The organism is Pseudomonas sp. H3_C08 (assembly GCF_054669455.1).
Genome location: NZ_CP162803.1, coordinates 1 through 23,755 on the forward strand (window position 1 = coordinate 1; position 23,755 = coordinate 23,755).

23 protein-coding genes are annotated in these 23,755 nt (G+C 59.8%); 18 read left to right on the forward strand and 5 right to left on the reverse strand.

From position 1 onward, the window contains the following. From prfB to AB4N74_RS00035, 7 genes are all read left to right on the forward strand, one after another. Positions 1-990: peptide chain release factor 2 (prfB, locus tag AB4N74_RS00005; RefSeq protein WP_460097958.1), on the forward strand; the 990-nt coding region annotated here is incomplete at its 5' end. Between the two features lie 114 nt (positions 991-1,104). Beyond that, a complete protein-coding gene (gene lysS / locus AB4N74_RS00010; protein WP_007908910.1) occupies positions 1,105-2,607 on the forward strand; it encodes a lysine--tRNA ligase in 1,503 nt (500 codons plus the stop codon). 104 nt (positions 2,608-2,711) lie between these two features. Continuing rightward, positions 2,712-3,425 (forward strand): TetR/AcrR family transcriptional regulator, encoded by a 714-nt coding sequence (locus AB4N74_RS00015; RefSeq protein WP_034154855.1) that lies wholly within the window; start codon positions 2,712-2,714, stop codon positions 3,423-3,425. 161 nt (positions 3,426-3,586) lie between these two features. Further along, on the forward strand, positions 3,587-4,141 hold the full coding sequence (locus AB4N74_RS00020) for a hypothetical protein (protein WP_093436706.1): 555 nt from the start codon (positions 3,587-3,589) through the stop codon (positions 4,139-4,141). A 60-nt stretch (positions 4,142-4,201) separates the two neighbouring features. Further along, the gene (locus AB4N74_RS00025; RefSeq protein ID WP_175559644.1) at positions 4,202-5,452 is read left to right on the forward strand and encodes a flavohemoglobin expression-modulating QEGLA motif protein; all 1,251 of its coding nucleotides are present in this window, start codon (positions 4,202-4,204) and stop codon (positions 5,450-5,452) included. A 152-nt stretch (positions 5,453-5,604) separates the two neighbouring features. Next, positions 5,605-6,510, forward strand: a complete 906-nt coding sequence (locus AB4N74_RS00030) for an alpha/beta hydrolase (protein WP_460097959.1) — start codon at positions 5,605-5,607, stop codon at positions 6,508-6,510. Beyond that, positions 6,507-6,836, forward strand: coding sequence for a hypothetical protein (locus AB4N74_RS00035; protein ID WP_034154859.1), 330 nt, complete (start codon positions 6,507-6,509; stop codon positions 6,834-6,836). Before AB4N74_RS00030 ends, AB4N74_RS00035 begins: the two co-directional genes overlap by 4 nt. A 279-nt stretch (positions 6,837-7,115) precedes the next feature. On the opposite strand, the gene AB4N74_RS00040 is transcribed toward AB4N74_RS00035, so the two are convergent. Both AB4N74_RS00040 and AB4N74_RS00045 read right to left on the reverse strand, forming a co-directional pair. After that, positions 7,116-7,904, reverse strand: a complete 789-nt coding sequence (locus AB4N74_RS00040) for an OmpA family protein (RefSeq protein ID WP_007908901.1) — start codon at positions 7,902-7,904, stop codon at positions 7,116-7,118. Between the two features lie 55 nt (positions 7,905-7,959). Next, the gene (locus tag AB4N74_RS00045; RefSeq protein ID WP_093436697.1) at positions 7,960-8,364 is read right to left on the reverse strand and encodes a DUF4398 domain-containing protein; all 405 of its coding nucleotides are present in this window, start codon (positions 8,362-8,364) and stop codon (positions 7,960-7,962) included. Between the two features lie 56 nt (positions 8,365-8,420). Here AB4N74_RS00045 and AB4N74_RS00050 point away from each other — a divergent pair, with 56 nt between their 5' ends. Continuing rightward, a complete protein-coding gene (locus AB4N74_RS00050) occupies positions 8,421-8,729 on the forward strand; it encodes a hypothetical protein (protein WP_460097960.1) in 309 nt (102 codons plus the stop codon). An 11-nt stretch (positions 8,730-8,740) separates the two neighbouring features. Here AB4N74_RS00050 and AB4N74_RS00055 read toward each other — a convergent pair whose 3' ends face one another. Continuing rightward, positions 8,741-9,085, reverse strand: a complete 345-nt coding sequence (locus AB4N74_RS00055; RefSeq protein WP_099758109.1) for a pilin assembly protein — start codon at positions 9,083-9,085, stop codon at positions 8,741-8,743. Between the two features lie 213 nt (positions 9,086-9,298). Between AB4N74_RS00055 and ppc the strand changes: the two genes are divergently transcribed. The 7 genes from ppc to AB4N74_RS00090 all read left to right on the forward strand — a co-directional run bounded on the left by ppc (position 9,299) and on the right by AB4N74_RS00090 (position 16,620). Continuing rightward, positions 9,299-11,929 (forward strand): phosphoenolpyruvate carboxylase, encoded by a 2,631-nt coding sequence (gene ppc / locus AB4N74_RS00060; RefSeq protein WP_414926617.1) that lies wholly within the window; start codon positions 9,299-9,301, stop codon positions 11,927-11,929. 299 nt (positions 11,930-12,228) lie between these two features. Beyond that, positions 12,229-12,876, forward strand: coding sequence for an adenylate kinase (gene adk / locus AB4N74_RS00065; protein WP_093436683.1), 648 nt, complete (start codon positions 12,229-12,231; stop codon positions 12,874-12,876). Positions 12,877-12,969: 93 nt separating this feature from the next. Further along, positions 12,970-13,644, forward strand: coding sequence for a tRNA (adenosine(37)-N6)-threonylcarbamoyltransferase complex dimerization subunit type 1 TsaB (gene tsaB / locus AB4N74_RS00070; RefSeq protein WP_099758111.1), 675 nt, complete (start codon positions 12,970-12,972; stop codon positions 13,642-13,644). 256 nt (positions 13,645-13,900) lie between these two features. Next, positions 13,901-14,212 carry a hypothetical protein gene (locus AB4N74_RS00075; RefSeq protein ID WP_093436677.1) on the forward strand — a complete coding sequence of 104 codons (312 nt, stop codon included), beginning with the start codon at positions 13,901-13,903 and terminating at the stop codon, positions 14,210-14,212. After that, complete coding sequence (locus tag AB4N74_RS00080) at positions 14,212-15,072, forward strand: DUF72 domain-containing protein (RefSeq protein WP_093436674.1); 861 nt, start codon at positions 14,212-14,214, stop codon at positions 15,070-15,072. Before AB4N74_RS00075 ends, AB4N74_RS00080 begins: the two co-directional genes overlap by 1 nt. 31 nt (positions 15,073-15,103) lie before the next feature. Next, on the forward strand, positions 15,104-15,925 hold the full coding sequence (locus AB4N74_RS00085; RefSeq protein ID WP_460097961.1) for an isocitrate lyase/PEP mutase family protein: 822 nt from the start codon (positions 15,104-15,106) through the stop codon (positions 15,923-15,925). Positions 15,926-15,927: 2 nt separating this feature from the next. Then, on the forward strand, positions 15,928-16,620 hold the full coding sequence (locus AB4N74_RS00090) for an extensin-like domain-containing protein (protein WP_150792465.1): 693 nt from the start codon (positions 15,928-15,930) through the stop codon (positions 16,618-16,620). Positions 16,621-16,623: 3 nt separating this feature from the next. Here the strand turns inward: AB4N74_RS00090 and AB4N74_RS00095 are convergent, their stop codons facing one another. After that, a complete protein-coding gene (locus AB4N74_RS00095; RefSeq protein ID WP_093436665.1) occupies positions 16,624-17,244 on the reverse strand; it encodes an energy transducer TonB in 621 nt (206 codons plus the stop codon). 92 nt (positions 17,245-17,336) lie between these two features. On the opposite strand from AB4N74_RS00095, the gene AB4N74_RS00100 reads away from it, so the two are divergent. Further along, positions 17,337-18,119: a class I SAM-dependent methyltransferase gene (locus tag AB4N74_RS00100; RefSeq protein WP_093437040.1), complete on the forward strand. Its 783-nt coding sequence runs from the start codon at positions 17,337-17,339 to the stop codon at positions 18,117-18,119. A gap of 105 nt (positions 18,120-18,224) precedes the next feature. Here AB4N74_RS00100 and AB4N74_RS00105 read toward each other — a convergent pair whose 3' ends face one another. Further along, on the reverse strand, positions 18,225-18,860 hold the full coding sequence (locus AB4N74_RS00105) for a TetR/AcrR family transcriptional regulator (RefSeq protein WP_093436662.1): 636 nt from the start codon (positions 18,858-18,860) through the stop codon (positions 18,225-18,227). Between the two features lie 94 nt (positions 18,861-18,954). On the opposite strand from AB4N74_RS00105, the gene AB4N74_RS00110 reads away from it, so the two are divergent. Together AB4N74_RS00110 and AB4N74_RS00115 are read left to right on the forward strand one after the other, a co-directional pair. Continuing rightward, positions 18,955-20,055 (forward strand): efflux RND transporter periplasmic adaptor subunit, encoded by a 1,101-nt coding sequence (locus AB4N74_RS00110; RefSeq protein ID WP_093436658.1) that lies wholly within the window; start codon positions 18,955-18,957, stop codon positions 20,053-20,055. Between the two features lie 6 nt (positions 20,056-20,061). Next, positions 20,062-23,130, forward strand: coding sequence for an efflux RND transporter permease subunit (locus tag AB4N74_RS00115; RefSeq protein ID WP_093436655.1), 3,069 nt, complete (start codon positions 20,062-20,064; stop codon positions 23,128-23,130). Positions 23,131-23,755 lie beyond the last annotated feature (625 nt).

Below are 23,755 nucleotides of genomic sequence, written 5' to 3' on the forward strand. Positions count from 1 at the left end.
GTCAATCGCGAGCTTGAAGATCCGAGCGTCTGGAACAAACCTGAATACGCCCAGGAACTGGGCCGCGAGCGCGCTGCGCTGGCGCAGATCGTCGATACCCTCGATGAACTGAACGGCGGTCTGGCCGATTGCCGTGACCTGCTGGACATGGCCGTCGAAGAAAACGACGAAGGCGCAGTGGGCGATGTCGTCGCCGAGCTGGCCCGTCTCGAGGAGAATCTGGCCAAGCTGGAATTCCGCCGCATGTTCAGCCATGAAATGGACCCGAACAACGCCTACCTGGACATCCAGGCCGGTTCCGGCGGCACTGAAGCCCAGGACTGGGCCAACATCCTACTGCGCATGTACCTGCGCTGGGCGGATAAACGCGGTTTCGACGCGACCATCATGGAACTGTCGGCCGGTGAAGTCGCCGGTATCAAAGGTGCGACCGTGCACATCAAGGGCGAATACGCCTTTGGCTGGCTGCGTACCGAAATCGGCGTACACCGTCTGGTGCGCAAGAGCCCGTTCGACTCCGGCAACCGTCGTCACACCTCGTTCTCCGCGGTTTTCGTCTCGCCAGAGATCGATGACAAGGTGGAAATCGAAATCAACCCGGCAGACCTGCGGATCGACACCTATCGTTCCTCCGGTGCCGGTGGTCAGCACGTAAACACCACCGACTCGGCCGTACGTATCACTCACGTACCGACCAACACCGTGGTCAGCTGCCAGAACGAACGTTCCCAGCACGCCAACAAGGACACCGCCATGAAAATGCTGCGGGCCAAGTTGTACGAGCAGGAAATGCAGAAACGCAACGCCGCGTCGCAAGCGCTGGAAGACACCAAGTCGGACATCGGCTGGGGTCACCAGATTCGCTCGTACGTGCTCGATGCGTCGCGGATCAAGGATCTGCGCACCAACATCGAACGCAGCGACTGCGACAAGGTACTCGACGGCGATATCGACGAATACCTGGAAGCCAGCCTGAAATCCGGGCTGTAAAAGACGCATTACAGGATCGGCTGATTCAACCCGATCCCTGTAGGAGCCAGCCCTGCTGGCGATCCCCGGGCCGTAAGGCCCGGGGGCAACGAACCTGATGGAATATCTAAAGACATGAGCGACCAACAACTCGACCCGCAAGCCCTGCAACAGGAAGAAAACTCCCTGATCGCGCTGCGCAAGGAAAAGCTGGCTGCCGAGCGCGCCAAGGGCAACGCCTTCCCGAACGACTTCCGCCGCGAAAACTACTGCGAAGATCTGCAGAAGAAATACGCGGACAAGACCAAGGAAGAGCTGGCAGAGGCTGCAATCCCGGTCAAGGTTGCCGGTCGCATCATGCTCAACCGTGGCTCGTTCATGGTGATCCAGGACATGACCGGTCGCATCCAGGTCTACGTCAACCGTAAAACCCTGTCGGAAGACACCCTCGCCGCGGTGAAAACCTGGGACATGGGCGACATCATTGCTGCCGAAGGCACCCTGGCGCGTTCCGGCAAGGGCGACCTGTACGTTGAAATGACCAGCGTGCGTCTGCTGACCAAGTCGCTGCGTCCGCTGCCGGACAAGCACCACGGCCTGACCGACACCGAACAGCGCTACCGTCAGCGCTACGTTGACCTGATCGTCAACGAAGACGTGCGCCAGACCTTCCGCGTGCGTTCGCAAGTGATCGCGCACATCCGCAGCTTCCTGATGAAGCGCGACTTCCTCGAAGTCGAAACGCCGATGCTGCAGACCATTCCGGGCGGCGCTGCGGCCAAGCCGTTCGAAACCCACCACAACGCGCTGGACATGGAAATGTTCCTGCGTATCGCGCCAGAGCTGTATCTGAAGCGTCTGGTGGTCGGTGGTTTTGAAAAGGTTTTCGAGATCAACCGCAACTTCCGTAACGAAGGCGTTTCGACTCGTCACAACCCTGAATTCACCATGTTGGAGTTCTATCAGGCGTACGCCGATTACGAAGACAACATGGACCTGACCGAAGAACTGTTCCGTGAACTGGCGCAGCTGGTACTGGGCAGCACCGACGTGCCGTACGGCGACAAGGTGTTCCACTTCGGCGAGCCGTTCGTGCGCCTGTCGGTGTTCGACTCGATCCTCAAGTACAACCCTGAGCTGACCGCCGATGATCTGAACGACATCGACAAGGCGCGCGCCATCGCCAAGAAGGCCGGCGCCAAGGTGCTGGGCTTCGAAGGTCTGGGCAAACTGCAGGTGATGATTTTCGAAGAGCTGGTCGAGCACAAGCTGGAACAGCCGCACTTCATCACTCAGTACCCGTTTGAAGTGTCGCCGCTGGCGCGTCGCAACGACGACAACCCGAACGTCACCGACCGCTTCGAGCTGTTCATCGGTGGCCGTGAAATCGCCAACGCCTACTCCGAGTTGAACGACGCGGAAGACCAGGCCGAGCGCTTCATGGCGCAGGTGGCCGACAAGGACGCCGGCGACGACGAAGCCATGCACTACGACGCCGACTTCGTGCGCGCGCTGGAGTACGGCATGCCGCCAACGGCCGGTGAAGGTATCGGCATCGATCGTCTGGTGATGTTGCTGACCAACTCGCCGTCGATTCGCGATGTGATCCTGTTCCCGCACATGCGACCGCAAGCGTAAACGTTTCAGTTAAAAAGCCGCCTAAAACAGGCGGCTTTTTATTGCCTGTCTGGTACAAATGTATCAATTGGTTACTTTTGAATTGCAGAGGAAGTTCTGTCGTGATGGGTGCAATAGCTCAAGAAGGTGCAGCGGGTATCGCCACTGCGGTCGCTGAAAGCGTTCAGTACCAGGGTCGCAAGGCCAGCCGACAGGGCAGTGAGCAGCGTCGCCAGGACATTCTCGACGCGGCGATGCGCATTGTCGTGCGTGACGGTGTGCGTGCCGTGCGCCACCGCGCGGTGGCGGCCGAGGCCGGAGTGCCGCTGTCGGCGACCACCTATTACTTCAAGGATATCGACGACCTGCTCACCGATACCTTCGCTCAATACGTTGAACGCAGCGCGGCGTACATGGCCAAGCTGTGGGTCAACAACGAAGGTTTGCTGCGCGAAATGGTCGTCAGTGGGGACGGCAGCCCGGAGTCGCGCTCGCAACTGGCTGATGACATCGCGCGGTTGATGGCTGACTACGTGCATCGTCAGTTGGTTAACCGTCGTGAACATTTGATGGCTGAACAGGCGTTCCGTCAGGAAGCATTGCTTAATCCGCGTCTGGCGATTCTGGTGCGTTCGCATCAGCAGATTCTGTTGCAGGGCACCTGCCAGTTGTTCCAGGTGCTGGGCTCGCGTGAACCGCAACAGGATGCCAAGGTGTTGACGGCGATTATCGGTCGGATGGAATATCAGGGCCTGCTCAACGACGCCGAGCCTTTGGCCGAAGAGGACATGCTCGGCATTCTGACGCGCTATATGCATCTGGTGCTCGCGTCGGTCTGATCCTCTGGGGAAACATTGAACCCTGTTGGAGCGAGCTTGCTCGCGAAGACGGACTGACATTCAACATTAATGTTGGCTGTGCTGACGCTTTCGCGAGCAAGCTCGCTCCCACAGGTTCGGTGGCGTATTCAAGGGCGGCGAATGTTCATAGGGAGTATTGAATGAAAGCCTGGCGTGGCGTGCTGATCGCCTTGTCGTTCCTGCTGCTCAGTGGCTGTCTGGTGACCTTCAAGGAGCCGCTGACCGCCAGTGACCCGGCGCCCAAGGGCCTGCTCGGCAAATGGTCGAGCACCAACGCCTGGGGCGAGCCGATGAACCTTGAGTTGACGCGCCTGGGCAAGGACCGCTATCAGGCTGTCACGTACTTCAAGGCCAAACCCCGCGAACGCGAAGCCTATCCCTTCACTGTGTCGCGCCATGGCAGCCGCTGGTATCTGTCGGCGAAAGTCCCGGCGCAGTACGGTGGCCACTTCACCATCGCCGGCTTCGAACTCACCGACAAACACGAACTGGTGGTCTACAACCTCGATCTCGAGCAGATCAACCAGGCGATCAAACAAAAAGCCCTCGACGGTCAGGCCTTCCAGACCGACGATGGCGACGGCGTGCAAGTCGACAGTAACCTCGATAAGGTCTTTGCTTACCTCGATGATCCGGCCAATTCCGATGTCTTCGTGGAAGCCGTGCGCTACCAGCGCCAGGCCCGCGCCCAATAATTCATTACGTCAGGTTTTCTACAGGAGTTTCGGGTGGACGATTACCAGCAGACGATACGCATGTTGTCCGATCGCATTGTGCTGGCGCAGACGCCGATCCGTGTGCTCGACGCCGTCAAGTGGGACGAGAACATTCGCAAGGGGTTCCTCAAGGCCAAAGGCAAGGAAATGCCGGCGGTGGATCGCGACTATTACCTCAATCGGCCGCTGAGTTTCGATTCGAGCAAGGTCAAACTGGAGTTCCAGAACATCGAGCGCGACATCACCCGCCAGCTCGGTCAGTTCAACCCGGTCGGGCAGATCATGCGGCGCATGTGCAAGGAATACCGCATGGTGGTGCGCATGCTCGAAGCGCGCGGTACCGAAGATTTCGGTCTGATCTCCCAAGAGTTGTATGGCGCCGCGTCTGATGCGTTCCACGCCGGTGACCCGACCCTGGCCGACCTCGGCCTGATGATGTCCGACTACCTGAACAACATTGATGGCCGTGGCGATTTGAAGGACGAGCCGAAGATCCTCACCGCCAAGGACGCCGTGCATCTGCTGCAAACCCGTCTGAACAAAGTGTTCGGCGAGGCCGAAGAAACCATCCGCGTATTCGAGTCCGACGGCATTGTTGCCGACGCAGCGGCAGGCGCTGACTACATCAAGATCCGCACCGACGCGATGTTCAACGACCGTGACGTGCGCGCGCTGGAAGTCCACGAAGGCCTGGTCCACGTGGGCACCACGCTCAACGGTTTGAACCAGCCGATCTGCACCTTCCTGTCCAAAGGCCCACCGTCGTCGACGGTGACCCAGGAAGGCCTGGCGATCCTGATGGAAATCATCACCTTCGCCTCCTACCCGAGCCGCCTGCGCAAACTGACCAACCGCACCCGCGCCATTCATATGGTCGAGGAGGGCGCGGACTTCCTGCAGGTTTTCGAATTCTTCCGTGAGCAGGGCTTCGAGATGGCGGAAAGTTACGGCAACGCCAGTCGCGTTTTCCGTGGATCGACACCGACCGGTCTGCCATTTACCAAAGACTTGTCCTATCTCAAGGGCTTTATCATGGTTTACAACTACATTCAGTTGGCCGTGCGTAAGGGCAAGCTTGAGCAGATTCCGTTGTTGTTCTGCGGCAAGACCACGCTGGAAGACATGCGCACCTTGCGCCAGCTGGTGGATGAAGGATTGGTGGTGCCGCCGAAGTATCTGCCTGACCAGTTCCGCGATTTGAATGCGTTGTCGGCGTGGATGTGCTTCTCCAACTTCCTCAACCATTTGAGCCTGGACCGGATCGAAGCGGATTACTCCAATATCCTCTAGCCCACACAATAAACCCCTGTAGGAGTGAGCCTGCTCGCGATAGCGGTGTGTCAACCAACACAAATAGCGACTGACACACCGCTATCGCGAGCAGGCTCACTCCTACAGTTTTGATTTGTGTCTGACTCCCTATTTTCGCGAGGTTTCACCGGATGAGAATCCTCGGCATCATTTGCCTGCTCCTGACCCTCGGCGGTTGCAGTTCGCTGTTGTTCTACCCTGAGCCGGGCCAGATCTTCACCCCGGAAAAAGCCAAGCTCGAATACCGCACCGTCACCCTGGTCACGGCGGATGGCTTGAAGCTCAACGCCTGGTGGCTGCCGGCCAAACCCGGCGTAGAGGTCAAAGGCACCGTCCTGCACCTGCACGGCAATGGCGGCAATCTGCCTATGCATTTGGGCGGGAGCTGGTGGCTGCCAAAAAACGGCTATCAAGTGCTGCTGGTCGACTATCGCGGTTATGGCTTGTCCGAAGGCAAACCGAGCCTGCCGGCGATCTATCAGGACATCGACGCCGCGTTCGCATGGCTGGACAAGGCGCCGGAAGTCAAAGGCAAGCCGCTGATCCTGCTCGGCCAAAGCCTCGGCGGTTCGATGGCGGTGCATTGGCTGGTGCAGCATCCAGAGCGGCAAAAACAGCTGAAAGCGCTGGTGCTCGACGGCGTGCCCGCGAGCTATCGCAGCGTCGGCCAATACGCGCTCAGCACTTCGTGGCTGACCTGGCCATTTCAGGTGCCGTTGTCGTGGCTGGTGCCGGACAGCGACAGCGCGATCAACTCGATGCCGCAACTCAACGGCGTGCCGAAACTGATCTTCCACAGCATCGACGATCCACTGGTGCCGCTGTCCAACGGCATCTGTCTGTATCAAGCAGCGCCGCCACCGCGCGTGCTGCAACTGACCCGCGGCGGTCATGTGCAGACCTTCGGTGACCCGGTGTGGCGCCAGGTCATGCTGCGCTACCTCGACGATCCCGAGCACTTCAACGGCCTGCGCCGCCTCGGCGAAATCCCCAATTATCCGACACCCCCGAATTCTGAAGACGAGAGTCCGCAATGACTGAAGAACGTAACGCCATCCCGCTGATCATCACCGGTATCTGCAGCATCCTCGGCACCGTCGGGGCGCTGTGGTACTACGGCTACCTGCATTTCGCCAAACCCGAGGATGCGTTGCTGCTCAACGAATTCACCATGCTCAAGACTGTTCCGGGTGAGGATTACAAAGTCTCGCTGGACCCTGCGCCGCAAGTGGCGCAGTGCATTGATGGGGTGCTGGTGTTGTTCGATACCGAGCAGAAAGGTCTGACCGGTGTGTTGATCAACGCACAGAAAAAAGCCGTGCGCTGCATGGGCGAAGAAACCCCGCAGAAGCTTGAGCAGTGATTCTGCAGGACCAGCCCTCACCCTAACCCTCCCGAAACGTCGGACCGCCCAGAGGGAGAGGGGACTGACCGAGGTGTTCTTTCGCTATACGCCGACCTGAAAGATTGTGTCGATTACGGATTCAGCAAAGCACTCCCAGGTCGGCGTAGTTATTGAACATCCCCCAATAGGCTCCCTCTCCCTCGGGAGAGGGCTGGGGTGAGGGGCCACCATTTCAGCCCGCACAAAAAAGCCCCGCCTGACTCAGTCAGGCGGGGCTTTTGCGTTACAGCAGGGCGCTTAGTTCGAGCTAACAGCCGAACGTGGCATCACTGGCTGGTTGTCGTTGGAAATGGTCACTTCCACACGACGGTTCATCGCACGGCCGGAAGCGCTGCCGTTCTCGGCAACTGGGTATTCCTTGCCGTAGCCTTGGGTGACGATGCGCGCTGGATCAACGCCCATTTTCACCAGTGCGGTGCGCACGGAGTTGGCGCGACGCTCGGACAGCGACTGGTTGTGGCTGGCGGTCCCGGTGCTGTCGGTGTAACCCTCGACGATCACTTTGCGATCCGGGTTTTCCTGAAGGAACTGCGCCAGTTTGTTGATGTTGACCAGACCGCTGGACTTGAGGTCAGCACGGTCGGTCGCGAACAGTACGTCACCGAAAGTCACCAGCGTACCGCGATCGGTCTGCTTGGCGTTCAGGCTGTCCTGCAGCTGTTTGATCTGCTGATCGCGAGCATCCAGACGCGCCTGGGCACGTTGGGCGGCGGCGTTCTTCAGGTTATTTTCCGCAGTGCGCAGGGCGATGGTCTGCTTGGCCACTTCCACGCGCTGGTTGGTCAGGTAGGCCAGTTGGTCAACCTTGGCAGCGTCTTGCTTGTCCAGGTAGGCCTTGTCGGCCTTGTCCAGGTAATCGCTGGCGTCTTTGGTTTCCAGTGCCGCGACTTTGCTCGCCTGTGGGTTGGCTTGCAGGCCGGCGTAGTTGGTGCGCGCGTTTTCCAGGTTCGGATTAGGCGGGGTGGAGCAGGCAGCCAGAGCAACGCTTGCGGCGAGGAGAGCGGGGATCATCAGTTGCTTACGCATAATTTGTCGTCCTTTCTATCGGTAAGAGATTCAGCTTTGCGGTCGTGATGCGCGCTTACTGCACGGTGCGCTGACTTTCCTGACGCAGTTCCTGAACACCTTTCTGGGAATCCTTCACAGCCTGTTCGGCTTTAGCGGCCTGAGCCTTGCGTTCGGCGACGCGAGCGTCCCACTCGGCTTGCTCGGACAGGATGCGAGCTTCGTCATACTTCTTGTCGTGCATGGCGATTTCGGCTTGTTTCAGTTTGTCCTGCGCTTGCTTCATCTCAACCGCAGCGAACTCGGTACCGCCAGCGCTGACGGCGCTGTTCACCGCCGACTGGGTCACGGCGTATTGCTCGGTCGGTGGGTTACCGGCGCAACCGGCCAGTACGAAGCTGGTGCCGATGGCCAGAGCCGCCAGTTTCAGACCGCGCAGGTGGGTAAACGAGGTTTGGTTTTTCATGGTCTTCAACTCCATTAGGCATCTCCTGAAAACAACTGAATCCATCCTGGTCGAGGAGCCGAAAGCGTCGTGTGAAAGGCGTTTTTGAAACGCTCGTTCCAGGCGTGGTTACAGGTTCCGACCGGAGGCGTTTTTCAAAAGTTCAGAAAAGATGGCCTATCGCCAAAATATTTTTTGACCGAATGGACAAGGCTCTGGGCCGGGAACTTTGGCGGGATGAAGCGGTACGCGCGGAGTTTTCGGATCCCGAAAACACACTGATTTTGAACTGGAATACGATCTTTGTAGGAGTGAGCCTGCTCGCGATAGCGGTGTATCAGACAACAAAAATGTCGACTGAAAATCCGCCATCGCGAGCAGGCTCGCTCCCACAGTTTTGATCTGTGTGGTGTCAGTGTTTTTGCTTGCCTGCTGCGGCCGAGAGGTCATGCAAATGCCGGCGCGAAAGGGCCAGAAAACGCGGCGTAGGCCCGACATCTTCATACAGCGGATCACCTTCCTCATCGGTCGCCACCACCGTCGAACCTTTCACATACGGCAGGCTCGCTTCAAACTCTTCAAGCGCCGCGCCGATCAGTTCGCCAAGCAATTCTTCGACATGACGTTTGGGGTACATCTCGGTAATCGCTGCCAGACGCGCCGCAGCTTCAACGTCCAGATGAATCGCGTAGCCAGTGTCGGTCATACGACCTTTGGCGTTTTCTTCCCAATGCTGGGCGAGTTCACGAATTTTCATGATGACCTCATTTCGCACCTGCTCATGGCAGGTCTGGGTGAGTGTCCGCCGGGGCCGGCGGCAAGCCGTTGTGCGGCTTACTGTTGAGACTAGCTTTCGCCCACAAGGTTTAACGTCCCTTCGTCGGCTGCTTGTAAGAAGCGTCGTAGAGCGGCACTCTCTAGGTCATGCACTCGTTTCTAAGCCGTCCGGATTACTGCTGGGGAATTGCTGATGACCGATATTGATGCACGCTTGCGCGAAGACGTTCACCTGCTCGGAGAGCTGCTGGGCAACACCATTCGAGATCAGTACGGCGAGGCTTTCCTCGACAAGATCGAGCAGATCCGCAAGGGCGCCAAGGCCGATCGGCGTGGTTCTATGGACGCCGAACTGAGCGCCAGCCTCAATCAATTGAGCGAAGACGAATTGCTCCCCGTGGCGCGCGCGTTCAACCAGTTTCTCAACCTGGCGAACATCGCCGAGCAGTATCAGTTGATTCATCGTCGCGAGGAGTCGCAGCCGGCGCCGTTCGAATCCCGCGTGCTGCCGGAATTGCTCGCGCGTTTGCGCAGTGAAGGCCACAGCGCCGAATCGCTGGCCCGGCAACTGGCGCGGCTGGAAATCGAGCTGGTGCTTACTGCGCACCCGACCGAAGTGGCGCGGCGCACGCTGATCCAGAAGTACGACGCGATCGCCGGGCAACTCGCCGCGCAGGACCATCGCGACCTGACCAGCGCCGAACGCGAACAGATTCAAAACACCCTGCAACGGCTGATTGCAGAAGCCTGGCACACCGAAGAAATCCGCCGCACGCGCCCCACGCCAGTCGATGAAGCCAAATGGGGTTTCGCGGTGATCGAACACTCACTGTGGCAGGCGATTCCCAACCATATGCGCAAGGCCGACAAGGCGTTGTATGAAGCGACCGGTCTGCGTCTGCCACTGGAAGCGGCGCCGATTCGCTTCGCGTCGTGGATGGGCGGCGACCGTGACGGCAACCCCAACGTCACCGCTGCGGTGACCCGCGAAGTGTTGCTGCTGGCGCGCTGGATGGCCGCCGATCTGTACCTGCGTGATGTCGATCATCTTGCCGCCGAATTGTCGATGCAACAGGCCAGCGACGCCCTCAAAGCCAAGGCCGGCGACAGCGCCGAACCGTATCGTGCGGTGCTCAAGCAACTGCGCGAACGCCTGCGCGCCACGCGCAATTGGGCACACGCTGCGCTGACTGCACCGACGCCAGCGCCGACAGACGTGCTGCACAACAACCGCGATCTGCTCGATCCACTGGAGCTGTGCTTCAACTCGCTGCACGAGTGCGGCATGGGCGTGATCGCTGATGGTCCGTTGCTCGACTGTCTGCGTCGGGCGGTGACCTTCGGCCTGTTCCTTGTGCGTCTGGATGTGCGCCAGGACTCGTCGCGCCACAGCTCGGCGATGACTGAAATCACCGATTACCTCGGCCTCGGTCGCTACGAAGACTGGGACGAAGAGCAGCGCATCAGCTTCCTGACCCGCGAACTGAGCAATCGTCGGCCACTGCTGCCAGCGCATTTCAAACCGTCGGCCGACACCGCCGAAGTGCTCAACACCTGCAAGGAAATTGCCGCGGCGCCGGGCGCTTCGCTCGGTTCCTACGTGATCTCCATGGCCGGTGCAGCTTCCGATGTGCTCGCCGTGCAACTGCTGCTCAAAGAGTCTGGCGTGCTGCGGCCGATGCGCGTGGTGCCGTTGTTCGAAACCCTCGCCGACCTCGACAACGCCGGGCCGGTGATGGAGCGGCTGTTGCTGCTGCCGGGTTACCGCGCACGGCTGCAAGGTCCGCAGGAAGTGATGATCGGCTATTCCGATTCGGCCAAGGACGCCGGCACCACGGCGGCAGCGTGGGCGCAATATCGCGCGCAGGAACGCTTGGTGGAAATCTGCCGCGAGCAACAAGTCGAACTGCTGCTGTTCCACGGTCGCGGCGGCACCGTGGGCCGGGGCGGTGGCCCGGCGCATGCGGCGATTCTGTCGCAACCGCCGGGCTCGGTGGCCGGGCGTTTCCGCACCACCGAGCAGGGGGAAATGATTCGATTCAAATTCGGCCTGCCGGACATCGCCGAGCAAAACCTCAATCTGTATCTGGCGGCGGTGCTTGAAGCAACGCTACTGCCACCGCCGCCGCCGACACCAGAATGGCGTCACTTGATGGACGAGTTGGCGGCCGATGGCGTCAGCGCTTATCGCCAGGTCGTGCGGGAAAATCCGCAATTCGTCGAGTACTTCCGTCAGTCCACGCCAGAGCAGGAGTTGGGTCGCTTGCCACTGGGCAGTCGTCCGGCCAAACGCCGCGCCGGCGGGATCGAAAGTCTGCGGGCGATTCCGTGGATCTTCGGCTGGACGCAAACGCGGCTGATGCTGCCGGCGTGGCTGGGGTGGGAGTCGGCGCTGAGCAAGGCGCTGGAGCGCGGTGAGGGCGAGTTGCTCGGGCAGATGCGCGAACAATGGCCGTTCTTCCGTACGCGTATCGACATGCTGGAAATGGTCCTGGCCAAGGCTGATGCGGATATTGCGCTGTCCTACGATCAGCGTCTGGTCGAGCCTGATCTGCTGCCGTTGGGCGCGCAGTTACGCGACCTATTGTCGCAGGCGTGCGCGGTGGTGCTCGGCCTGACTGGCCAGTCGCAACTGCTGGCACATAGCCCTGACACCCTTGAATTCATCCGTCTGCGCAACACCTACCTCGACCCGCTGCATCTATTGCAGGCCGAACTGCTGGCCCGTTCGCGGCAGCAGGATGTCGAGCAGGGCAGCCCGGTGGAACAGGCGTTGCTGGTGTCTGTGGCGGGGATTGCCGCTGGTTTGCGAAATACCGGCTAAGGTTTTTGTCGGGTGCGCGGTAGCCGGACGAAGACTTGGCTGTCGCGTTGCCTGACCGGCGAAAGTGCCGCGAGGCGACAGTTAATGATGGGGTTGCGACTTGGGTTACCGCGTCGCGAGGTCGCGGGGGGCGTCGGTTTCTCCGACTTTTGGCGTCTTGTGTGGGCGCAGCCTGCTGTGTATCTTGATCAGCCTTTGGCCGTTTATGCGGCCACGACCCGTATTTTCAGGATTCGTCCCAAGAGGCGAATCCTTTGTTTTGTAAAAGCTTTTTATAAAAAAATTGAGGAGCACATCTAATGCGCGTCATTCTGCTGGGAGCTCCCGGGGCCGGTAAAGGTACTCAGGCTAAGTTCATCACCGAAAAATTCGGCATTCCACAAATTTCCACCGGCGACATGCTGCGTGCAGCGGTCAAGGCCGGTACTCCACTGGGCGTTCAAGCCAAGAGCATCATGGATGCCGGCGGCCTGGTGTCGGATGACCTGATCATCGCACTGGTTCAGGACCGCATCGCTCAGCCAGACTGCGCCAACGGTTTCCTGTTCGACGGCTTCCCGCGCACCATTCCGCAAGCTGAAGCTCTGGTTTCTGCCGGCGTCGAACTGGATGCAGTGGTTGAAATCGCTGTTGAAGACGAAGAAATCGTTCAACGCATCGCCGGCCGTCGTGTTCACGAAGCCAGCGGCCGCGTTTACCACATCGTCTACAACCCGCCGAAAATCGCAGGCAAAGACGACATCACCGGCGAAGAGCTGGTACAGCGCAAGGACGACACCGAAGAAACCGTGCGTCATCGCCTGTCGGTCTACCATTCGCAGACCAAGCCGCTGGTGGATTTCTACCAGAAGCTGTCGGCTGCCAACGGCAAGCCAAAGTACAGCCACATCGAAGGCGTTGGTTCGGTTGATGCAATCACCACCAAGGTGCTGGCAGCGCTGAGCTGAAAAGTCTGATCGGCTGCATCATCCACGGCCCGCTTGCGGGCCGTAGTTGTTTATACTGACGCCCTTTTTCCCACACCTGTTTTGGAAACATCGATGAGCACCTTGCTGGCCCTGGACACCGCGACTGAAGCTTGCTCCGTTGCCTTGCTGCATGACGGCAAGGTCACGAGCCATTACGAGGTGATCCCGCGCCTGCACGCGCAGAAACTGCTGCCGATGATCCAGCAACTGCTGGCCGACGCTGGCACCACGTTGCAAGCGGTCGATGCGATTGCTTTTGGTCGCGGGCCTGGCGCGTTCACTGGTGTGCGGATTGCCATCGGTGTGGTGCAGGGTCTGGCGTTTGCGCTGGATCGTCCGGTATTGCCGGTTTCCAACCTGGCCGTGCTGGCGCAGCGGGCGTTGCGCGAGCGTGGCGTGAGCCAGGTCGCGGCGGCCATTGATGCGCGGATGGATGAAGTGTATTGGGGCTGCTACCGCGAGACGGCGGGGGAGATGCGTCTGGTTGGTGCCGAGGCGGTGTTGCCGCCGGAAGTCGCGGCGCTGCCGGCCGATGCCAGTGGTGAGTGGTTCGGTGCTGGCACGGGTTGGAGTTATGCCGAGCGCATCGCGGTCAATCTGACCGGTTCCGATGCCGCCATGCTGCCCCACGCCGAAGACTTGCTGACCCTGGCGCGCTTCGCCTGGGAGCGCGGCGAGTCGATCCCGGCTGACGATGCGCAACCGGTTTACCTGCGCGATAAAGTCGCCACCCCGAAAGCCCGCTAACTCGCCACGAACCCTGTGGGAGCGAGCTTGCTCGCGAAGGCTTCGAGTCAGCCAATATCAATGTTGAATGTGCTGAACTCTTCGCGAGCAAGCTCGCTCCCACAGGGAATTAAGTCGCCCGCGAATCCGCCAATCGTCAGTTTCTAATCCCTCGCTTTAAACCTTTTGCGCTTTATGTGTTCTAGTTATCACTCGGCAGTTTGCTAAGTCGGTCAAGTGCCGCTAAATTGCCATCATCGATACCGAGCATGAAATTATGCGTATAGACGGCCTTTCCTCTCAGTCCTACCCCATCAAGCGCAAGCCTCGCAAAGGCCATGTGACTGTGGATGAGTCCGTCGATGACATCGACGGTGAGCTGGAATTTCCGACTGAAGAGCAACTGGCTGCCCGTGCTGCCGCCAAAGCCGCCGCGCAACGCCTGAGCAATCTGCCCGCCCGCCAACAAGACATGATTTACCACCGCGCCATGAGCAAAAGCGTAGCGATGGCCCTGGCCAGCTACCTGAGCACCGCCGGTTTTGTCGATTGGGATGCAGACGTGCTGGGCCTCGATCTGTATATCTGATGGGTCTGCCTTACTACCTCGGTTGTCCGTCCTGGAGCGAAAACGCCTGGCGCGAGTATCTGTACCCGGTAGACGCCAAAACCTCCGATTTCCTCGGTCTCTATTCCCAAGTGTTCAACGCCGTTGAAGGCAACACGACCTTCTACGCCAGCCCGTCGCCCGCCACGGTGCAGCGTTGGGCCGAGGTCATGCCCGAGCACTTCCGCTTCACCGCCAAATTCCCCGGCGACATCAGCCACAGTGGTGACCTGCGCGAGCAACTGACCGCCGCCGAAACATTTCTGCAATTACTCAAACCCCTCGGTGAGCGCGTCTCGCCGATGTGGTTGCAACTGTCGAAAAGCTTCACGCCGCAGCGGCTGCCGGAACTGGCGGCGTTTATTGATGCGCTGGATTGCCCGTTGGCGGTGGAAGTGCGCCATGAACAGTTCTTCGCCAAGGGCGAGAGCGAACGTCTGCTCAATCGCCTGCTGCTGGATCGTGGCGTTGAGCGCATCTGCCTCGACCCGCGTGCGCTGTTCAGTTGCTTGTCGACTGAATCTTCGGTAATCCACGCGCAATCGAAAAAGCCACGCGTGCCGACGCGCCCGGCGGCGTTCACCCAGTTCCCGCAAGTGCGTTTTATCGGCCATCCGGAACTGGAAGCCAACGACCCGTTCCTAGTGCCGTGGGTGGCGAAAATCGCCGAGTGGATCGAAGAGGGCCGCACGCCGTACATCTTCCTGCACACCGCCGATAACCTGCTGGCGGCGAAACTGGCGCAACGTTTTCACGCACAACTGATGCAACGTTTGCCTGGCCTGCCAGCGCTGCCTGCGCTATACAGAGAACCCGCCGCGGAGCAACTTGGCCTGCTCTGAAGCGGATTTTTTTCTGCCCAGGAGTCTGCCGATGGATGCCCAAGCCCGTAAAGCCCACGCCTTCAAAGCCCTGCATGACCAATCGGGGATTTTCGTGATTCCTAATCCGTGGGATGCGGGGTCGGCAAAAATGCTCGCCAGTCTTGGCTATCAGGCTTTGGCGACCACCAGTGCCGGTTATGCGTTTTCCCAAGGCAAGGCCGATGGCGCGTTGAGCCTTGATGAGACCTTGGCCAATGTCCGCGCGATTGTCGCTGCCACCGATTTGCCGGTAGCGGTGGATCTGGAAAACGGTTTCGCTGATGACCCGGCTGTATGCGCCAAGAGTCTGCTGCGTGCTGCCGAGGCCGGCGCTGTTGGTGGTTCGATTGAAGACGCCACGGGCCGCGCGGATGCGCCAATCTACTGCCTCGAACACGCTGTGGCGCGCATCGAGGCCGCTGTCGCTGCGGTGCGCTCGCTACCCTTTCCCTTCATTCTCACCGCGCGGGCGGAAAACTACCTGCACGGTAATCCCGATCTCAACGACACCATTCGCCGCCTGCAGGCCTTCGCCGAGGCAGGGGCCGACGTGTTGTATGCGCCAGGTTTGCGCAACGCCGAAGAAGTGCTGGCAGTGGTGCGTGCGGTGGCGCCGAAACCGGTCAATGTGCTGATGTCCGGCGGTTTGAAACTGACCGTGCAGGAGCTGCAAGAAATGGGCGTGCGGCGCATCAGTACCGGTTCGGCACTGGCGTTGGCGGCGTTCGGCGAATTCTTCCGTGCCGCTGAAGAAATCCAGCAATCCGGCACCTTCGGGTTTACCTCGCAGTCGATGCCGTACGCCAAAGCCAATCAATTCTTCAAAGGCTGAGCATGGGGCGGTGGATCGCACTGACCGTGTTGCTGATCACTGGCGGCGCATTGATCAGTGTGTGGCGCGGTTGGCTGGACGTGCCGCCGTCATGGAATCCATGGGCGCCACTGGACGTAAAAGCCGCGCCCAACTGGCTGACCGGCTACAAGCTGATGCGTTTGCGCAGTGACCCCGAACTCTGTGCCCAGGCGTTGAACAGCTCTGATCTTCGCGTCACGCGGCAAGCCGACAGTCCCGACGCCAAGTGCCCGCTGATCGGTGCCTTGCGCGTACAGGGCGGTGAGGTGGCGCTGAGCAGCAGTTTCCTCGCCAGTTGTCCGCTGGCGGTGGCCTACGCGATGTTTGAACAGCACACGCTGCAACCTGCTGCACAATCCGTGTACGGGCAGAAGGTCGCACGCCTTGATCACCTCGGCAGCTTCGCCTGTCGCAATATCTACAATCGCGAAAGCGGCGCGCTCAGCCGCCATGCCAGTGCCGATGCGCTGGACATCGCCGGGTTTCGTCTCGCCGACGGCCGCAGCATCAGTGTGCTCAAGGACTGGCCGAAGCAAAATCAAGACGCACAATTTCTGCGTCAGGTGCGCGATGGCGCCTGCGAGGCGTTCAGTGTGGTTTTGGGTCCGGATTACAACACCGCCCACCGCAATCACTTTCATGTCGATGTCGGGCGCTGGAGCGTGTGTCGCTGAGGCTTAGGCGGCGAGGCGCAGGTTCTGCAGAACGATCGGGCGGGCCCAGCCGTTATCAAAGTCCAGTGCTTTCTGTTGCTCGACGATTTCTTCCGGCGGGAACGGCGGGTAAGGCTTCTGCAGCAGATCCAGATCGAACTCGGCAATCGGCAGGTACAGCGGCTTCTTCTGCGGGGCCGGGCCAGGCTCTGGAACGGGCTGACCATTGTTGATCACCACCGGGCGAACCCAACTGCTGTCGAAATCCTGCTGCGCCTGCTGAGCTTGCAGTTCTTCTGGCGGGAATGGCGGGAACGGCTTGTCCAGCAGTTCCATTTCGAATTCGGCGATTGGCAGGAACAGCGGCTCTGGCGGACGCACTTCGGTTTCCACCACATCGCACTCGCGCTGGCTGACGATGTGCGCGTGCAGCTCGCTGCCGATGGTCGGTTCTTCCGGGCTGCTCAGGTCAACCGGCGGAAATGTACCGCAGGCAGGCACCACTTCACTCGTCTGTTCGGCCATCGCTTGGGCAAAGAAATCCTGCCACAGGTGACTGACGCCGCTCAGTGCTTGAGTGTTGTGACGGCTAAAGTCGCCATGGGGCGAGATGTAGCCAATCGATGTGGGAAGAATGCCTGACATTTTTTTCGGTTGACGCTCAGCTCTGGCAAAATGCGCGTTGAATGAATTATCGGCGGTTTTTGCCGATCCTTGAATTTTTGAGCGTGTTTTCCATGATCGAGCAACCCGCGGCCTGCCGCATCCATGTCCAGGCCCTCGGCCCGACGTTTGAAGCGCAAGCCGAGCAGTGGGCCGAACGCCTCGGTCTGCCGCTTGCAGTGGCGGACGGCGAGTTCGCCTTGCAGGTCGGCGACCAGGGTTTGCAGTTGCAACAGCTCGGCCCGGACGCACCGGGGCCGGTGCGGGTCGACTTTGTTGAGGGTGGCGCGGCGCATCGTCGGCTATACGGCGGCGGCAGCGGGCAGATGATCGCCAAGGCTGTCGGCATCGCTCAGGGCGTGCGCCCGCGGGTGCTGGATGCCACGGCGGGATTGGGCAAGGATGCGTTCGTGCTGGCCAGCCTCGGTTGCGAGATGAGCCTGATCGAACGCCAGCCGCTGATCGGCGCCTTGCTGGAGGATGGTCTGGCGCGCGCGGCGGAAGATTTCGACGTGGCGCCGATTGTGGCGCGGATGAAATTGCTCAAGGGCAACTCCATCGAGGTCATGCAGAACTGGGAGGGTGAGGCGCCGCAGGTGATCTACCTCGACCCGATGTTTCCGCACCGTGAGAAGACCGCGCTGGTGAAAAAGGAAATGCGTCTGTTCCGGCCGTTGGTGGGCGATGATCCGGATGCCCCGGCGTTGCTCGAAGCCGCGTTGGCGTTGGCGACGCACCGGGTGGTGGTCAAGCGACCGCGCAAGGCGCCGTGCATTGCGGGGCCGAAGCCGAGTCATGCGCTGGATGGCAAGTCCAGTCGATACGATATCTACCCGAAGAAAGCGCTCAAGCCTTAAACCGAGTTGCCCCCATTCGCGAGCAAGCTCGCTCCCACATTTGAAATGCATTCCAATGTGGGAGCGAGCTTGCTCGCGAAGGCGTCCCCTCAGACACCTTAAAAGTCAGGACCTGTAAGCACGCATAAACAACCCCACCACTTCCTGCACATGGCTCTCCGAAGCCTCTTCGCTCAACGGTTCACCACAGCCATACAACAAACGAAAATTCCCCGCGCCCTTGATCAGGCAGAAGAAATGCTCAGCAGCATTGCGCGGCAGATCGATGCTCAGCGCGCCGGTCTCGTGGATGCGCGTCAACAGCCGTTCCATGCCCTGCACCATGCGTTGCGGACCCGCCTCGAAGAAGATCAGCGACAGCTTCGGATCCTGACTGCCGAGCGCCATGATCAAACGGTGCAGATTCACCGATTCATCGCTGTTGATCAGGTGATGAAAGCCTCGCGCAATGTTCAGCAACACATTTTCGACGGCGATGCCTTCGGGCAATTCGAAGAACAGCGGCGGTAATTGCTCCTCGCATTTGGCCACCACGGCGGCGGAGAACAGCGTCTCCTTGTCGTTGAAATGGCTGTAGACCGTCAACTTCGACACGCCGGCCTCGCTGGCGACCGCGTCCATGCTGGTGTTGGCGTAGCCATGACTCAGAAACAGAATTTTCGCCGCGTCGAGGATCGCCTGGCGCTTGGCCAGATCCTTGGGGCGGCCCGGGCCGTTTGGAGCTGAAAGATTGTTCGACATTCTTCGCTTTTAATACTGGACTGGTGAGTTTGCTATTAATAACATACCCGCCAGTATAATTATTCCAAGCACCATTAGCGAAAGGTCCGTCACCATGTTCCGCCATGCGTTGTCCCTCGCGTTGCCAGTGAGTCTGGCGTTCCTTTTGTCAGCATGCGGTCAGGAAGAGGCGACGCAAGTCGCCGTGCGACCAGCCATGGTGGTGCAGCCAGAGCCTTCGGCACAGGCGATGGAAAGTTATCCGGGCGAGGTGCGCGCCCGCTACGAACCGGATCTGGCATTCCGCATTGGCGGCAAAGTCAGCCGACGACTGGTCGATGAAGGTCAGCGCGTGAAGGCTGATCAGCCACTCGCCGAACTCGATCCGCAGGACGTGCGCCTGCAACTGGAAGCCACCCGCGCCCAGGTGGCTGCCGCCGAAGCCAATCTCAATCTGGTCCGCGCCGAACGTGATCGCTACAAGACCCTGATGGATCGGCAGATGGTCAGCCGCTCGGCCTACGACAACGCCGAAAACCTTTACCGCTCCGGTGAAGCCCGCCTTAAACAGATCAAAGCCGAATTCAACGTGTCGACCAATCAGGCCAGTTACGCGGTGCTGCGCGCGCCGCAGGATGGCGTGGTGGCTAAACGCTCGGTGGAAGTCGGCCAAGTGGTTGCCGCCGGACAGACTGTTTTCACTCTTGCCACTGATGGCGAGCGCGAAGTACTGATCAGCCTGCCGGAGCAGAGCTTCGGGCGCTTCAAGGTTGGCCAGCCTGTGACCGTCGAACTGTGGACACAGCAGAACCAGCGCTTCGCCGGGCAAATCCGCGAACTGTCGCCCGCCGCCGATCCACGCTCGCGCACTTTCGCTGCGCGCATTTCTTTCGTCAGCGGCAAAGTCCCGGCCGAACTGGGGCAGAGCGCCCGGGTGTTTGTGCAATCGGCCGATAGCGTTTCCCTCTCGGTGCCGCTCTCGGCACTCACCGCCGAAAACGGTGTGACCTACGTCTGGGTCGTCAGCGCCAACAACACCTTGAAGAAAACCCCGGTGCGCATCGGCCCGTTCGGCGAGAAAACCGTGCCGGTGCTCGAAGGCTTGAACGCCAGTGACTGGGTGGTGGCTGCTGGCGTGCATGTGTTGCTCGAAGGGCAGCAGGTGCGTCCGGTGGATCGCTCCAATCGCGTGGTCAATCTGGCGAACAAGGAGTAAGCCCCGATGCGCTTCAACCTTTCCGAATGGGCGCTGCGTAATCGCCAGATCGTACTGTTCCTGATGCTTTTGCTGGCCATCGTCGGTGCGTTGTCCTACACCAAACTCGGCCAGAGTGAAGACCCGCCGTTCACGTTCAAAGCCATGGTGATTCAAACCCGTTGGCCGGGGGCGACCGCGCAGGAAGTCTCGCGGCAGGTCACCGAGCGTATTGAAAAGAAACTGATGGAAACCGGTGAGTACGAGCGCATCGTGTCGTTCTCGCGCCCCGGCGAATCGCAGGTCACGTTCATTGCCCGCGACTCGATGCATTCCAAGCAAATCCCCGACCTCTGGTATCAGGTGCGCAAGAAGGTCAGTGATATTCGCCAGACCTTGCCGCCGGATATTCAGGGGCCGTTTTTCAACGATGAGTTCGGCACCACGTTCGGCAATATCTATGCGCTGACCGGGGACGGTTTCGATTACGCGGTGCTCAAGGATTACGCCGACCGCATCCAGATCCAGCTGCAACGGGTCAAGGATGTCGGCAAGGTCGACTTGCTCGGTTTGCAGGACGAGAAAATCTGGGTCGAACTGTCCAACGTCAAACTGGCGACTCTCGGCCTGCCGCTGGCGGCGGTACAACAAGCGCTGCAAGAACAGAACGCGGTGTCGACCGCCGGGTTCTTTGAAACTGGTAGCGAGCGCTTGCAGCTACGGGTCTCGGGGAATTTTCAGACGGTCGAGGAGATAAAGAACTTCCCGATCCGCGTCGGCGATCGTACGTTCCGCATCTCCGATGTCGCCGATGTGCGTCGCGGGTTCAACGATCCACCGGCGCCGCGCATGCGCTTCATGGGCGAAGATGCGATTGGTCTCGCGGTGGCGATGAAGGATGGCGGCGACATTCTGGTGCTGGGTAAAGCGCTGGAAGGCGAGTTCTCGCGCATCCAGAAAAACCTTCCGGCCGGCATGCAATTGCGCAAGGTTTCCGATCAGCCGGCGGCGGTGAAAACCGGAGTCGGCGAGTTCGTCCAGGTGCTGGTCGAGGCGCTGGCGATTGTCTTGCTGGTGAGTTTCTTCTCCCTCGGCGTGCGCACCGGCATGGTCGTGGCACTGACCATTCCATTGGTGCTGGCGATGACCTTCGCCTGCATGTATTACCTCGGCATCGGCCTGCACAAGATCTCCCTTGGCGCGTTGGTGTTGGCGTTGGGCTTGCTGGTGGATGACGCGATCATCGCCGTGGAAATGATGGCGATCAAAATGGAGCAGGGCTTTGATCGCATCCGCGCGGCGAGTTATGCCTGGACCAGTACCGCGTTCCCTATGCTCACCGGTACGTTGATCACCGCCGCCGGGTTTCTGCCGATTGCCACGGCGCAATCCGGCACTGGCGAATACACCCGTTCGATCTTCCAGGTGGTGACCATCGCCTTGCTCGCGTCCTGGGTGGCGGCGGTGATGTTCGTGCCGTATCTGGGGGAAAAACTCCTGCCGGATCTGGCGAAAATTCATGCGGCCAAACATGGTACCGCCGATGGTCAGGCTGATCCGTACGGCACGCCGTTTTATCAGCGCGTTCGGCGCTTGGTGGAGTGGTGCGTGGCGCACCGCAAGACCGTGATCGTGCTGACGGTGGGGCTGTTTATCGCCTCGGTGATGTTGTTCCGTTTCGTCCCGCAGCAGTTTTTCCCGGCTTCCAATCGACTGGAGTTGATGGTCGATCTGAAGCTGGCGGAAGGCGCGTCGCTGGCCAATACCACCGGTGAGGTGAAACGTCTGGAGGCGATGCTCAAGGATCACGCCGGTATTGATAATTATGTGGCGTATGTCGGCACCGGATCGCCGCGCTTTTATCTGCCTTTGGATCAACAGTTGCCGGCGGCCAGTTTTGCGCAGTTTGTGGTGTTGGCGAAAACCATTGAGGAACGTGAAGCGCTGCGCAGTTGGTTGATCGAGACGCTTAACGAGCAATTCCCGGCCCTGCGTTCGCGGGTGACGCGTCTGGAGAACGGTCCTCCGGTTGGTTATCCGGTGCAGTTCCGCGTCACCGGTGAACATATCGAAGAAGTCCGGGCGTTGGCGCGCAAGGTCGCGGCCAAGGTTCGCGAGAATCCGCATGTGGTCAATGTGCATCTGGATTGGGAAGAACCGAGCAAGGTCGTGTACCTGAACATCGATCAGGATCGCGCGCGAGCATTGGGTGTAAGCACGGCCAATCTGGCGAAATTCCTGCAGAGTTCGTTGACCGGGTCGAGTGTCAGTCAGTATCGCGAAGACAACGAATTGATCGAGATTCTGCTGCGCGGCACGGTGCATGAACGCACTGAATTGTCCTTGTTGCCGAGTCTGGCGGTGCCGACGGATAACGGCCGCAGTGTGGCGTTGTCGCAGATTGCCACGCTGGAATATGGCTTTGAGGAAGGGATTATCTGGCATCGCAATCGTCTGCCGAACGTGACCGTGCGTGCGGATATTTATGGCAAGGAGCAGCCGGCGACATTGGTGAAGCAGATCATGCCGACGCTGGATTCGATTCGCGCCGAGTTGCCCGATGGTTATCTGCTGGATGTCGGCGGTACGGTGGAGGATTCCGAGCGTGGGCAGAAGTCGGTGAATGCCGGGGTGCCGATGTTCATCGTGGTGGTGCTGACCTTGCTGATGGTGCAGTTGCGCAGTTTTTCGCGCACGGTGATGGTGTTTTTGACGGCGCCGCTGGGGTTGATCGGGGTGACGTTGTTTTTGATGGTGTTCCGTCAGCCGTTCGGGTTTGTGGCGATGCTGGGGACGATTGCGTTGTCCGGGATGATCATGCGCAATTCGGTGATTCTGGTGGATCAGATCGAGCAGGACATTGCTTCGGGGCTTAAGCCTTGGCAGGCGATTATCGAGGCTACGGTTCGACGCTTCAGGCCGATTGTGTTGACGGCGCTGGCGGCGGTGCTGGCGATGATTCCGTTGTCACGTAGTGTGTTTTTTGGGCCGATGGCGGTGGCGATCATGGGTGGGTTGATTGTTGCGACTGCGCTGACGCTGTTGTTTTTGCCGGCGTTGTATGCTGCTTGGTTCCGGGTGCGTAAGGGCGCTTGATTCTTTTGTGACGTGGCGGCCTTTGGGCCGACCATGTTCTTGGGGTTTTGGGTGTATATCCGTTTCTGCGGGTGCTGCCGCTGGCGGTTTCGCTCTTACAGCGAGTCCCTTTGGCAAACGCCCCAAAGGAACCAAAGGTCTTTGCCCTGACGTTCGGCCCGCTCGCTGGGGCTCGGGGTTCCTTCGCTCCGGGATTGATCCGGGCGCATCGCCTACGGTTTGCTTCGCTGCACCTCCTCTCGATGTGTTCGACTTCGTCGAACGGTCGCTGCGCTCCCACCCCCCGGATCAATCCCTCCACTCAGCCTGCCGACGGGCCTTAAGATCAAAAGCTGCAGCCGAGCTAACGCTCATCCTGTTGAGTGGTGAGGAGCAGAAGCGATCTGCTCTCGCTTTTCTGTGGGAGTGAGCTTGCTCGCGAAGGCGGCCTGATAGCCGACCAGGTTTTTGCAGATGTACGCAATCCAACTGTGGGAGTGAGCCTGCTCGCGATGGCGGCCTGACAGCCGACCTGTTTTTTGCAGATGTACGCAATCCAACTGTGGGAGCGAGCTTGCTCGCGAAGGCGTTCTGAAATCCAACGATCCTCTGCCTGAATGCACCCAGTTCAAATTGTGGGAGCTGG